This is a genomic window from Xylophilus sp. GOD-11R (assembly GCF_033546935.1).
GTDB lineage: Bacteria > Pseudomonadota > Gammaproteobacteria > Burkholderiales > Burkholderiaceae_C > Xylophilus.
In genome coordinates this window covers 3,620,170-3,633,374 of sequence record NZ_CP137854.1, presented here as the reverse complement: position 1 = coordinate 3,633,374, position 13,205 = coordinate 3,620,170, and the positions used below count along the sequence as shown (strand labels likewise).

The 13,205-nt window shown below is 69.8% G+C and carries 10 protein-coding genes; 8 read left to right on the top strand and 2 right to left on the bottom strand.

Translation table 11 applies throughout. The features are described from left to right. Positions 1-10 precede the first annotated feature (10 nt). A complete protein-coding gene (locus tag R9X41_RS16850; protein WP_318631595.1) occupies positions 11-1,714 on the top strand; it encodes a dipeptide ABC transporter ATP-binding protein in 1,704 nt (567 codons plus the stop codon). Between the two features lie 83 nt (positions 1,715-1,797). Here R9X41_RS16850 and R9X41_RS16845 read toward each other — a convergent pair whose 3' ends face one another. After that, positions 1,798-3,471: a rhodanese homology domain-containing protein gene (locus R9X41_RS16845; protein ID WP_318631594.1), complete on the bottom strand. Its 1,674-nt coding sequence runs from the start codon at positions 3,469-3,471 to the stop codon at positions 1,798-1,800. Between the two features lie 32 nt (positions 3,472-3,503). Then, the gene (locus R9X41_RS16840; RefSeq protein ID WP_318631593.1) at positions 3,504-4,799 is read right to left on the bottom strand and encodes an acyl-CoA dehydrogenase family protein; all 1,296 of its coding nucleotides are present in this window, start codon (positions 4,797-4,799) and stop codon (positions 3,504-3,506) included. A 193-nt stretch (positions 4,800-4,992) separates the two neighbouring features. Between R9X41_RS16840 and R9X41_RS16835 the strand changes: the two genes are divergently transcribed. From R9X41_RS16835 to R9X41_RS16805, 7 genes are all read left to right on the top strand, one after another. Then, positions 4,993-6,105 carry an LLM class flavin-dependent oxidoreductase gene (locus tag R9X41_RS16835; RefSeq protein ID WP_318631592.1) on the top strand — a complete coding sequence of 371 codons (1,113 nt, stop codon included), beginning with the start codon at positions 4,993-4,995 and terminating at the stop codon, positions 6,103-6,105. Between the two features lie 2 nt (positions 6,106-6,107). Beyond that, positions 6,108-6,947 carry a class II aldolase/adducin family protein gene (locus tag R9X41_RS16830; RefSeq protein WP_318631591.1) on the top strand — a complete coding sequence of 280 codons (840 nt, stop codon included), beginning with the start codon at positions 6,108-6,110 and terminating at the stop codon, positions 6,945-6,947. A gap of 74 nt (positions 6,948-7,021) precedes the next feature. Beyond that, the gene (locus tag R9X41_RS16825; protein WP_318631590.1) at positions 7,022-8,044 is read left to right on the top strand and encodes an ABC transporter substrate-binding protein; all 1,023 of its coding nucleotides are present in this window, start codon (positions 7,022-7,024) and stop codon (positions 8,042-8,044) included. 966 nt (positions 8,045-9,010) lie between these two features. Beyond that, positions 9,011-10,072, top strand: a complete 1,062-nt coding sequence (locus tag R9X41_RS16820; protein ID WP_318631589.1) for an ABC transporter permease — start codon at positions 9,011-9,013, stop codon at positions 10,070-10,072. Beyond that, a complete protein-coding gene (locus R9X41_RS16815) occupies positions 10,066-10,878 on the top strand; it encodes an ABC transporter ATP-binding protein (RefSeq protein WP_318631588.1) in 813 nt (270 codons plus the stop codon). The genes R9X41_RS16820 and R9X41_RS16815 overlap by 7 nt, the downstream gene beginning before the upstream one ends. A 40-nt stretch (positions 10,879-10,918) precedes the next feature. Continuing rightward, on the top strand, positions 10,919-12,100 hold the full coding sequence (locus tag R9X41_RS16810) for a c-type cytochrome (protein ID WP_318631587.1): 1,182 nt from the start codon (positions 10,919-10,921) through the stop codon (positions 12,098-12,100). 107 nt (positions 12,101-12,207) lie between these two features. Beyond that, positions 12,208-13,194, top strand: a complete 987-nt coding sequence (locus tag R9X41_RS16805) for a Bug family tripartite tricarboxylate transporter substrate binding protein (RefSeq protein ID WP_318631586.1) — start codon at positions 12,208-12,210, stop codon at positions 13,192-13,194. Positions 13,195-13,205: the final 11 nt, after the last annotated feature.

Here is a 13,205-nt window from a genome sequence, read left to right as displayed (position 1 = left end):
GCTTGAACCCATGAACGCACCGCTTTCCTCGCTCCAACTGGCCGAGCCGGTCCGCATCTCGCCGCTGCTGCGGGTGGATGGGCTGTCGGTGTCCTACGGGTCGCAACAGGTCGTCTCGGGCGTGGACTTCGAGCTCGGGCGCGGCGAAAGCCTGGCGCTGATCGGCGAATCCGGCTCGGGCAAGTCGACCATCGCCCGCGCGGTGCTGCGGCTGCTGCCGGGCAACGCGCAGGCGGCAGGCCGCATCACCGTCGAGGGCCGGGAAGTGCTGGGCCTGCCGGAGCGCGGTTTCAGGCCGCTGCGCGGCCGGCGCATCGGTTTCGTGCCGCAGGATCCAGCCCATGCGCTCAACCCGGTGCGCACCATCGGCGCGCAGGCCGAGGAAGCGGCGGCGCTGACCGGCGAGGCGGACCGGCGGGTGCGCCGGGCGCTCATCCTCGACACCTTCGCCCAGGTCGGGCTGGACCATCCGCGACGCATCTACGACGCTTATCCGCACCAGCTCTCCGGCGGCATGCTGCAGCGGGTGCTGATCGGCCTGGCGGTGCTGCCGCAGCCGGCGCTGCTGGTGGCCGACGAGCCGACCTCCGCGCTCGACGTGACCATCCAGAAACGCATCCTCGATCTGCTGGGCAGGCTGCAGCGTGATCGCGGCATCGGCCTGCTGCTCATCACCCACGACCTGGCCATCGCCTCCGAGCGGGCGGATGCGCTGGTGGTGCTCAAGGACGGCGCGGTGCAGGAAGCGGGCAGCACGGTGGAAGTGTTCTCGGCGCCGTCGTCGGCCTATGCGCGCAAGCTGCACGCCGACGTGCCGGCGCTGCATCCGGATCGTTACGACGACCTGCGCGCGCACGGCTTCGCGCGGCTGGCCGGCCCGGCCGACGAGCCATCGCGCATCGAGGTACGCGGCGTCAGCAAGAGCTTCGAGTCGGACGGCCGCACGCTGAAGGCAGTCGACGGCATCTCGTTCTCGGTCGCGGCCGGCACCACGCATGCGCTGGTCGGCGAATCGGGTTCGGGCAAGACGACGACCATCCGCCTGCTGCTCGGCCTGGAAGAGGCCGACAGCGGCCACATCACGGTGGCCGGGCAGCCGGTGGCCGGTCGAACGCCTGCCGCGCTGCGCTCGCTGCGGCGGCATCTGCAGCTGGTCTACCAAAACCCCTTCACCTCGCTCGATCCAACCTGGACGGTGGAGCGGCTGGTGACCGAGCCACTGGCGCGTTTCGGCATCGGCGACCGGCGCGAACGCGCCGCGCGGGTGCGCGAGGCGCTGGGCCAGGTGGGCCTGGGCGAACATCTGCTGGCGCGCAAGCCGCAGGCCTTGTCGGGCGGACAGCGGCAGCGGGTGGCCATCGCGCGTTCGCTGGTGCTGCGGCCGGACGTGATCGTGCTCGACGAGCCGACCTCGGCGCTCGACGTGAGCGTGCAGGCCGACATCGTCGAGGTGCTGCTCACCCTGCAGGCCGAGCTGGGGCTGACCTATGTGTTCGTGTCGCACGACCTGGCGCTGGTGCGGCAGCTGGCGCATACCGTCTCGGTGATGCGCCACGGCCGCATCGTGGAGCACGGCAGCGTGGCCGACATCTTCGACCGGCCGCGCCAGCCCTACACGGTGAGTTTGCTGGAGTCGATTCCGGCGGGTGTGGCGGGGGCCCGGCTGGTGCGGCCGCATGCCCGGCCGGCTTACGACCAGGCGCAAGCGGCCTGATTCGCCGGGATGCCCAAAGCAAAGACGGCGGCCCGCGGGCCGCCGTTTCTTGGTGGGCGCGGTCGTTCGGGACCGCCGCCGCATCAGATCACCTGGAAATGGTGCGTGCCGTCGCGGCCCAGTTGCGCCACCAGGCCGAACTCCCAGTCGAGATAGGCCTGCATCGCGGAACGTGGCGCGTCGGTGCCTTCGTAGGGGCGGCGATAGCGGTCGGTGCGCGGTGTGGCCAGGCGGGCGTCTCCAGCCTCCAGCGGTAAACCGGCGGCAGCCCAGGCGGCATTGCCGCCTTCGAGCACCAGCACCTCGGCATCGCTGCCGAGCGCGTCCAGGGCCTCGCGCAGGTCCTGCGCGGCGAACCGCGCCAGCAGGCTGCTGCCGCAGGTGGCGACATAGCGGCGGGCGGCCGGCACGGCGCGCAGGGCGTCGGCGACCTGCGCGCGGATCGCGAACCACGCACCGGGCACATGGCCCATGACGTGGTTGGCGCTGTTGGTGAAGTCCAGCACCTGCACGGCGGCGGGATCCTGCCGGGCCACCTCCAGCCAGCCGGCCAGCGCCACCGGGTTGACGGTGCGCACGGCCGGCGTGTCGGGCTGTGGCTTCTTCCAGGCACCGGCAGTGGAGCGCCCGGCGGCGTCGACGCCTTCGAGCAGGTAGACCTCCCAGCCCATCTGCGCGAGCCACGAGGCGGTCATCGGCGCCCGCACGCCGTCGCTGTCGTCGAGCACGATGCGCGCACCGCGCACGGGAGCGTGGTGGTCGGTTTCCTGCACCAGCTGGCCGCCCGGCGCGCTGGCGAAGCCGGGCAGGTGGCCGGCCTCGTATTCCTCGGGCGTGCGCACGTCGAGGCGGTACACGGTGCGGTCGGCCGGGCTCAGGGCCGGCAGGTCGGCGAGGGTGGTGCGGCGCACGCCGGCACGGTCGGCCACGGCTTGCGCGCGCTGGCGGGCGGTGGCGGCGGTGTGGGCCTGCACCACGGAAGGCGCGCGGCGTTCGGCGCCGTGGTCCAGCGTCTGCCCCGCGAGCAGCCAGCCGATGGTGCCGTTGCGCAGCGCCGCGACCGGGTTGGGAATGCCGGCGTTCACCAGCGACTGCGTGCCGATGATGCTGCGGGTGCGGCCGGCGCAGTTCACGATGACCCGCGTCTTCGGATCGGGCGCCAGTTCGGCGATGCGCAGCACCAGCTCGGCGCCCGGCACGCTGGTGGCACCGGGGATGCTCATGGTGCGGTATTCGTCGAAACGGCGGGCGTCGACCACCACGACGTCGGCGCGGCCGTCGATCAGGGCCTGCACTTCTTCGGCCGGCAGCGAGGGCGTGTGCCGGTGGTGTTCCACCCATTCCCCGAAGGATTTGCTCGGCACGTTGACGTCGCGAAACACCTCGCCGCCGGCGGTCTTCCAGCCCTCGAGTCCACCGGCCAGGGCATGCACCCGGGTGTAGCCGAGCGCGGCCAGGCGCGCAGCCGCCAGCGGCACCAGGTCGTGGCCATCGTGGGTGCCGAACAGCACGACGAGGGTGTCGCGGCGCGGAATGCGGTCCCAGGCGTCGAGCTCCAGGCGCGACAGCGGCAGGTTGGCCGCCCACAGCGGATGTTCCTGCGCGTAGGGGTCTTCCTCGCGCAGGTCGAGCAAGGCGATTTCGGTGCGGTCCAGCAGGGCCTGGCGGACGGCGGCGACCGGCAGTTCGGGCACCTGCGGCGCAGCGGGGGAGGCCGGCGCGAGCGGTGGGCGGTCGAGGGTGGAGGTGTCGCTCATGGGTCGTCTTTTGTGGTGGATGTCGAGATTGATCAGATCGCCGGCTCGTGCGCGGCGGTAGGTGGGCTTTCCGCCTGGACCGGCGCCAGCGGCGCGGCAGGCAAAGGCGCGGCCTGGGCCAGCAGCGCCCGGCCGGCGGCCACGAGCAGGGCGTCGTCCTGCGGCGCGTGCACCGGGCCGCAGAGCACGTTGCGCAGATGGCGCTCCAGCGGGTTGTGGCGCGACAGCCCGTGATTGCCGGTCAGCTTGAGCGCGCGCTCCACCACGGCCACGGCGTTGTGCGTCACCGTGTACTTGGCGAGGCCGCTGTCGGTGGCGGCGGGCGGCGCGCCGTCGTCGGTCGTGTCGGTGAGCTGGTTGAGCACCAGGTGATTGGTGTTGAGCAGGGCCGCGATCTCGCCGAGCGTCTCCTGCACCCTCGGCAGGGTGGACAGCGGCGCGCCCAGGCTGCCGGGCGCGCGCTGGCGCACGAAGTCCAGCGTCCAGTCGCGCGCGGCCTGCGCGACCGCGTCGTAGAGCGTGCCGAGCAGCACCGTCATCCAGGCCTGCTGATCGGCGAACGCGTCGCGGTCGGCGGGGGTGAGGGCGTCAGGCGCCCAGGCCGCCTGCGGCCGTACGTCCACCGCGTGGTCGGCCGGCAGCGCCACCTGCTCGAACACCACCTCGTGGCTGCCCGAGGCGCGCAGGCCGAGGTGGTCCCAGGTCTCGATCATGCGTACGCCGGGTGCCTGGCGCGGCACCAGGAAGTTGCCGACCCGCGGCGGGGCGCCGTCGCCTTCCTCGGTGCGCGCCCAAACGGTGAGCCAGGTCAGGCCGGGCGCGCCGGTGGAATACATTTTGTGGCCGTCCAGCCGCCAGCTGCCGTCGGCCTGACGGCGGGCGACGGTGCCGGGCAGGCCGCCTCGCGTGGGGCTGCCGAGTTCGGGCTCGACCCGCAAGGTGTTGACCAGCGCGCCCCGGTCCACCGTGTCGCGGCTGACCTTCTCGCGCAAGTGGATCGGCCATCGGCCGCCGGGCCGGTTGAGCTGGCGGATCTGCAGGTAGGTCATCGTCAGCACCAGGGCGGTGGCGGGGTCGGCATGGGCCACCGCCCGGATCACCTGGCGCGCCGTAGCCAGGCTCGCGCCACTGCCGCCGAAGGCCGCCGGCGCGGTGATGCCGACGAGCCCGTGCGCCTGCAGCAGTTCGAAGTTCTCGTGCGGAAAGCTGCCCTCGCGGTCGTGTTCGGCGGCCCGGGCGGCGAGCTGCGGCCGCAGCCGGGCCAGCAGCGGCAGCAGCACGGGCGCGGCGAGCGACGGGCGCTCGAGAAAAGTGGTCGTGGCGGTCATGGGTGCAATCCCGAAAGGGACGAGTGGCGTGGCGCCAGCGTAGCCAGGGCCGGGTGGCGCACCAAGTGCCGATCCCGGATATCGATGCGCATTTATTTCATTTGGACGGCGCAGAGGGCAGGCGTAACTTCGCCAGCCGAACCGGGTCGAGTCGCCTCGACCGCCCGCCCAACGCATCGAACAGGAGCGACGCATGTCCATCGAATTCATCGGCATGATTCAGAGCCAGAAGACCTCGGAGATCCATCTGCCGCAAGGCCCGGTCGTCGACCCGGACTACGTACGGCGTTTCGCCCAGGCCCACGAGCAGGCCGGCTTCGATCGCATCCTGGTGCCGCACCATTCCACCGGTCCGGACGCCGCGCTGACCGTGTCGCATGCCGCAGCCGCCACCGAACGCATCGGCTTCATGCTGGCCCACCGCCCCGGCTTCGTGGCGCCCACGCTCGCCGCCCGGCAGTTCGCCACGCTCGACCAGTACAGCGGCGGCCGGCTCGCGGTGCACTACATCTCCGGCGGATCGGACTCCGAGCAGCGCCGCGACGGCGACTACCTCGACCACGACCAGCGCTATGCCCGCACCGACGAATACCTGGGCATCCTGCGCCGGCTCTGGACCTCCGACGCGCCTTTCGACCACCACGGCGATCACTACCGTTTCGACGCCGGTTTCTCCGAGGTGAAACCCCGCCAGCGCGACGCCGCCGGCCGGCCGCACGTGCCGGTCTACTTCGGCGGTGCCTCCGACGCCGCCCTGCCGGTGGCAGGCCGCCATGCCGATGTGTACGCGCTATGGGGCGAGTCGCTCGACCAGGTGCGCGAGCTCACCTCACGCGTGCGCGCCGAGGCCGCCGCCCACGGCCGCGAAGTGCGCTTCTCGGTGTCTTTCCGTCCCATCCTGGCCGCCACCGAAGACGCCGCCTGGGCGCGCGCCGAACGCATCCTCGAAGAGACCCGCCGCCTGCGCGTGGTGCAGGGCTTCTCCAAGGGCGGGCCGCAGCAGAGCGTGGGCGCGCGCCGCCTGCTCGCTGCCGCCGAAAAAGGCACCCGCGTCGACAAGCGCCTGTGGACCGCGATCGCGCAGGAAACCGGCGGCCGCTCCAACACCACCGCGCTGGTCGGCACGCCGCAGCAGGTGGCCGAGGCCTTTCTCGACTACTACGACCTGGGCGTGACCACCTTCCTGATCCGTGGTTTCGACCCGCTGGAAGACGCCACCGATTACGGCCGCGAACTGCTGCCGATCACCCGCGCCCTGGTGGCGCAGCGCGATGCGCAACGTGTCGCACACCGAAAGGCAGCCTGAGCATGTCGGCCGTACTCGAACCGCGTTCTGACACCGTCACCTACCCCGCCAGCATCGAGCGGGTGCGCCACCGCCAGCCGCAGCGCCGCGACTGGTTCGACGAGCCCGCCGAGCGCACCGACCCCGAGGCCGAGCGCCAATACCGCAAGCAGCGCCTGGCGGTCGCCTTTCGGCTGTTCTCGCGCTACGGCTTCGACCAGGGCCTGGCCGGCCACATCACCGCGCGCGACCCGGAGTTGCACGACCACTTCTGGGTGAACCCCTTCGGCCTGCATTTCTCGCGCATCCGGGTGTCCGATCTGCTGCTGGTCAACAGCCGCGGCGAGATCGTGGTGGGCGACCGCCCGCTGAACCGCGCCGCCTTCGCGATCCACGCCGCGCTGCACGAAGCGCGGCCCGACATGGTCGCCGCCGCGCACACGCATTCGACCTACGGCAAGGCCTGGTCGGCGCTCGGCCGGCGGCTCGACCCGCTGACCCAGGACAGCTGCGCCTTCTACCAGGACCACGGCCTGTTCGACGACTTCAGCGGCGTGGTGCTGGAGACCGACGAGGGCTTCCGTATCGCCAAGGCGTTGGGCCAGCGCAAGGCGGTGATTTTGAAGAACCACGGCATCCTTACCGCCGGCCCGTCGGTGGAGGCGGCGGCCTGGTGGTACATCGCCATGGACAACGCCTGCCGGGTGCAGCTGCTGGCCGAAGCCGCCGGCACGCCGGTGCCGATCGACCCCGCGACGGCCGAGCTGACCCATGCGCAGGTCGGCCGGCCGGGCGGTGCGCGATTCGCCTTCGAGTCGCTGTACCAGGGTCTGGTCGAGGCCGAGCCAGACGTTCTGGCGTGAGGCTTTTGCGGCCCGTCCACTGAATCACGCAGAACACCAACCAACATCCCGCACACCGGGAGGGAGCTTCTTTCATGTCCGACATCGCACCCGTCGTTTCCACTTCCGACCCCACGCGGCGCCGCTTGCTGCGCGCGGGCGGTGCCGTCGCTCTGGCGGCCGGCACCGGCCTGGCGGCCACGCGCGCCTTTTCGCAACCGCGCAAGCTCACGTTCGCCTGGAACGCCACGGCTTTCTGCCTGTCGCCGGTGGTCGTGGCGCAGGAGCTGGGCTATTTCGAGAAGAACGGGCTGAGCGTGGAGTTGATCAACTACACCGGCTCCACCGACCAGCTGCTGGAGTCGCTGGCCACCGGCAAGGCGGATGCGGCGGTGGGCATGGTGCATCGCTGGTTGAAGCCGCTGGAGTCGGGCTTCGACGTGAAGATCGTCGGGGCCTCGCACGGTGGCTGCGTGCGGCTGGTGGGGGTGAAGGCAGCGGGGGTGACCTCGCTGCAGTCGCTCAAGGGGAAGGTGATCGGGGTGTCGGACATCGCCAGTCCGGGGAAGAATTTTTTCTCGATCCTGCTCAAGAAGAACGGGATCGATGCGGAGCGGGAGGTGACCTGGCGCCAGTACCCGGCGGATCTGCTGGACATCGCGGTCGACAAGGGGGAGATCCAGGCGATCGCGGATGGGGATCCCAATATCTATCTCATCGAGAAGCGCAAGCCTGCGCGGTATCAGCAGATCGCGAGCAATTTGTCTGGTGAGTACCAGGACAAGGTTTGCTGCATCGTTGGTGCGCGCGGTGAGCTTGTACGCAATGACAAGCCGAGTACCGCGGCGTTGGTGCGGTCGATCCTGCAGGCCTCTGACTACGTGGCCGACAACCCCAATGAATCGGCCAAGCTTTTTGCCAAGTATTCGCCCAAGGTTTCTGTGGAGGATTTGCGGGCGCTGTTGGGGACGTTGACGCATCGGCATCACCCTACCGGTAGTGACTTGCTGGCCGAGGTGGAGTTTTATGCGCGGGACTTTCAGTCTGTCGGGGTGCTGAAGCCGAGTACCAATCCTGCTCGGTTTGCCAGGCACGTCACGGCTGATGTTCTGGCCTGACGGCGGGGTGGTTTTGGGACGTGCTGCGTTCTTCTTTTCTTCTCTCTGCCGAGGGTGGAGCTGGGGCGTTGCTCTTGCAGAGCGGGCTGGTCTTTTTTCTTTTCTTCTACGGGTCGTAGGGTGGAGCTGGGGGCTTGCGCGCCCCCAGACCCGCGGTAACTTTCTCTTCTGGCAAAAAAGAAAGTCACCAAAGAAAGTTGCCTTGAAGACGAGCTCGAGGCTCGGTCGGGCCATTGCTTCGCTCGGCCTGGGGAATGTGCCTTCGAACGCTCTAGCGGCAACAGTTTGGACAAGGGTCGATCCAGTGCCTGGGCCCCTGCTTCGCAGGGTCGGGGCTGAGAGGATAAGAACAGGCGACCGCACTGGCGGAGCGCGCAGGGGCCATGCGATGTGCCCTGGCGGAATGCTGAGCGTGGCACTCGAACATCGACCCGCAGGAGCGCACGAACGGGCGGTCCATCACGGCGTGACCCGGACCACGGTGCGCAGCGAACATGGCGATCGAATCAGCGCGGCCGCCTCACCGTGCTCAGTGCGGTCGCCTGTCCTTACCCTCTCAGCCCCGACCCTGCGAAGCAGGGGCAGAGGCACTGGATCGACCCTTGTCCAAACTGTTGCCGCTAGAGCGTTCGAAGGCACATTCCCCAGGCCGAGCGAAGCAATGGCCCGACCGAGCCTCGAGCTCGTCTTCAAGGGTTTTTCTTTGGTGACTTTCTTTTGTCCCAACAAAAGAAAGTTACCGCGGGTCTGGGGGCGCGCAAGCCCCCAGCTCCACCCTACGAACAGTAGAAGAAAAGAAGAAAAGGCAGCCGGCCATGCAACAAGCAGGCCCCCAGCTTCCTCCCCAATTCAATGGAAGAAAAAAGCCAGCTCAGCAATGAGCAAGAGCAAGAGCAAGAGCAAGAGCAAGCCAGCAAGCCAGGCAAAGCCCTTTCCCACTCGATCTGATCCCATCAGGTAGCCCTCATGAGCACACCATTCAACCAAACCCTGGCCCACCGCCAGCCCCCACCCGCGACCCGACCACCAAGGCCCGCACCAGCCCCCCAAACCCTGACAGAACCAACCTTGGAAGGCCCATGGCCAACAGGCCTCGTAGCCTCGGCCGCCTGGCTGGCTCTGGCAGCCCTGACCTACTTCTGGCCCAACCAGCAGGTAGGCTTCAGCGACTGGGCATTCACCACGGAATTCGCAATAGCAGCCGCAACAGCCGCCATGCTGATCCTCACCATCGCGCTGTCGGGAACAAGAGCAGGCCCCATACGCGCCCGCCTCAGACCGGCAGGCCAATGGCTCATAGCCGCACCGCTACTGCTGGCAGCGTGGGAGACAGCCACCGCCAAGCTGGGCCTACTGCCGCCACCGTTCTTCGCTCCGCCCCAAAGCCTGATCGAAGTCTTCACCGAAGACTGGAGCCGACTGGGCCTGTCGACCGCCCACTCCGCCCGCCTGCTGGCCACCGGCTTCGCCCTCGGCGCAGCCACGGGCTTCATCACCGGCGTCTGGATCGGCTGGTCGCGCATCGCCGGCTACTGGGTCCACCCGGTGCTGCGCTTCCTCGGGCCGGTGCCGGCATCGGCCCTGCTGCCGCTGGCGTTCTTCTTCGCTCCGTCGAGCTACGCGGCCGCGGTGTTCCTCATTGCACTGGCCACCTTCTTCCCGCTGGCGGTGCTCACCTGGTCGGGCGTGGCCTCGGTCAACAAGGCCTATTACGACGTGGCCCGCACCGTGGGTGCGTCGGAATGGTTCCTGGTGCTGCGGGTCGCCATTCCGGCGGCGCTGCCGCAGGTCTTCGTGGGTCTGTTCATGGGCCTGGGCGCGTCGTTCTCCACGCTGGTCACCGCCGAGATGATGGGCGTGAAGGCCGGGCTCGGCTGGTACCTGCAGTGGGCGCAAGGCTGGGCGGCCTACGCCAACATGTATGCGGCACTGCTGGTGATGGCCGTGCTCTGCTCGGGCCTCATCACGCTGCTGTTCACCGTGCGCGACCGGGTCTTGTCCTGGCAGAAAGGAACCGTGAAATGGTGATCAGCGCTACCGCCTCCCCCGATACCGCCCGAACGAACACCGCCGCGCGCGGCGCGCACATCGACATCCAGAACGTCAGCCACTGGTTCAAGGTGCCGACCGGCGTGCTGCAGGTGCTCGACGGCGTCGACCTGCAGGTGCAGCCCGGCGAATTCGTCGCGCTGCTCGGCCCCAGCGGCTGCGGCAAGTCGACATTGCTGCGCCTGGTGGCAGGACTGGAGCCGGCCACCGCCGGCCACATCGCCCAGGACGGTGAGGCCATCACCCGCCCCGACCCGTCGCGCATCGTGGTGTTCCAGGATCCCACGCTCTACCCCTGGCGCACCGTCTGGGACAACGTGGCCCTGGGGCCGCAGGCGCGCGGATTGCTCAAGGGCGCCCGGAAGCAGCGGGTGGACGACGCCCTGAAGCTCGTCGGCCTGACCGAGTTCGCCAAGGCTTTTCCGCACCAGCTCTCCGGCGGCATGGCCCAGCGCGTGGCGCTGGCGCGTGCGCTGGTGAACGACCCCCAGCTGCTGGTGCTCGACGAACCCTTGGGCAAGCTCGATTCGCTGACCCGCCTGCAGATGCAGAGCGAGCTGGTGGCGTTGTGGCGGCGTGAGGGTTTCTCGGCGCTGCTGGTGACGCACGACGTGGAAGAGGCGCTGTTCCTGGCGCAGCGGGTGGTCGTGTTCAGCGACCGGCCGGCGCGCATCCAGGCCGAGCTGAAGGTCGACCTGCCGTATCCGCGTCATCGCGGCGACCCGGCATTGACCGCACTGCGCCACGAGGCCCTGCGCCATCTGGGTCTCGATGCGAGCTGGTAGCCCGGCGGTCCGCGGCGCGGGCACGGCGGCGCGCGATTGAATGGGCAATCTTCCCGCGTCCGAATGGCTCAACACGCTGCTGGCCTTGCTGCAGGCGTGCCAGCTCGGGCTGCTGTCGCTGCTGCACAAAACCGGTCTGGTGGGCGACAGCCATGGCCAGCCGGCCTGGCCCTGGGCGCATCGGGTGTCGGGCGAGAACCTGCTGATCGACCTCGGCCAGGCGAGGCAGCTCGCGGTATCGCTGGGGCTGCTGGCGCTGGCGGCCGTGCTGTTGCTGGCCGCTTCGCTCCTGCTGTGGCGGCGGCACCGGCGCTCGGCCGGTGGCACCGCGCTCGTCGCGGCGGCGGCGCTGCTGTTCGCGCCCTGGCCGCAGGCCAGCGTGGTGCTGGTGTCGGCCTATCCGACGAGTTTTCATCGCTCGCCGACCGGCTTTTCCGCGCTGTCGGTGGAGCAGGGCGGGCGCCTCTATGCGCAGCAGTGCGTGGCCTGCCACGGCGCCGATGGGCGAGGACAGGGGCCGTTGGCCGAGGCGCAGCCGGTATGGCCGCCCGACCTTGCCGGGCCGCTGCTGTGGCGGCGCGCCGATGGCGATGTCTTCTGGCGCATCCGCGAGGGCCTGCGTGACCGCCACGGCCGGCAGACCATGGCCGGCTTCGCCGATCGCCTGAGCGATGCCGACACCTGGGCGGTGATGGACTACCTGCGCGCCCAGGCGGCCGGCCAGAGCCTGCGCCGCGCCGGTCGGTGGGAGCGCCCGGTGGCGGTGCCGGACTTCGAGGTGCGCTGCACCGGCCGGCCGGCGCGTGCGGTGTCGGACTGGCGTCAGCGCCACCAGCGGCTGCGCATCGTGGCCGACGGCGGCGGTGCGGTACCGTTGGAAGATCCGCGCCTGACCACCGTGCTGGTGCGAGCCGCGCCGGCCGCTTCCGACGAAGGTGTCGACTGCGTGGCCGACGCCCCCGGCGCCTGGCAGGCCCTGGCGCTGGTCGCCGGCGCCGCGCCACAGGCGCTTGCCGGCACGCAGCTCATCGCCGACCGCGACGGCTGGCTGCGGGCGCGCGGCGAGCCCGGCAAGGGGGCCTGGTCGGACGACGACCTGCTCTGCCGCACCGAGACCGCCAAGCCATCGGACCGGCCCGCGTCAGCCGACGGCCTGGGCGCGCTCATCGCCCGCATGGACGCCGAGCCGGTGCGCTTCGTCAAGGGTGGATTCGTGCACTGACCGGAAGACGCCACCGAATTCTTCCTTCCAAGCAAATACGAAATCCTTCCTTGGCGGTGGCCGGGCCGGCTCGAAGAATGCGTGCATTGCCTTCTTCGGATTTCCCCATGATTCGCCGTCTCCAGACCCTCGTCGCCGTCTTCTCCGTCGTCATCGCCGCCGGCAACGCCACTGCCGTATATGCCCAGCCCGACGTCTTCCCCTCCAGGCCGATCAACCTCGTCGTGCCTTACCCGCCGGGCGGCACCAACGACAACGTGGCGCGCATCGTCAGCAAGCGGCTGTCCGAGAAGCTGCACCAGCCCGTGGTGGTCGACTACAAGCCCGGTGCCGGCGGCACCATCGGCGCGGGCTTCGTGGCCTCGGCACCGGCCGACGGCTACACCTTGCTCAACGCCTCCATCGGCAACCTGGCGATCGCGCCGCAACTGGTGCCGGTGCGCTTCGATCCCTTTGCCGACCTCACGCCCATCGCCTACGTGGGCGGCGCGCGCACGGCTATCGCGGTCAACCCGCAGCTGCCGGTGCGAACCCTGCAGGAGCTGATCGACTATGCCCGCGCCCACCCGGGCAAGCTGTCCTACGGCACCTCGGGCAACGGCACGCCGGGGCATCTGGCGGGCGAGTACTTCAAGCAGCTCACCGGCGTGGACATTCGCCACGTGCCCTATCGCGGCAGCGCGCAGGCGGTGGCCGACGTGGTGGCCGGCCATGTCGACGTGGTGTTCGACCCGCTGGGCAACCAGTTCGTGCGCAGCGGCAAGCTGCGGGCACTGGCCTTCTTCGGCGGCCCGACCGCACCGGCCGACCTGGCGGGGGTGCCGTCCATCGCGCAGGCCGGTGTGAAGAACTGGGAAGACGGGCTGGCTGGCTCCTTCTTCATCGTCGCATCGAGCCATTTGCCGCCAGCGGTACTGACCCGGCTGCAGACCACGGTCGCCGACATCCTGCGCGAGCCCGACACGGTGAAGGCCTTGGCCGACGTGCAGGTGGTGGCCCAGGCGCTGAGCCCGAAGCAGGCCGCCGAGCAGATCCGTGGCGTGCACGACCTGGCCGCCCGTCTCATCGCTTCCAGCAAGGTCCGCCCGGACTGATCGGGCAGGGG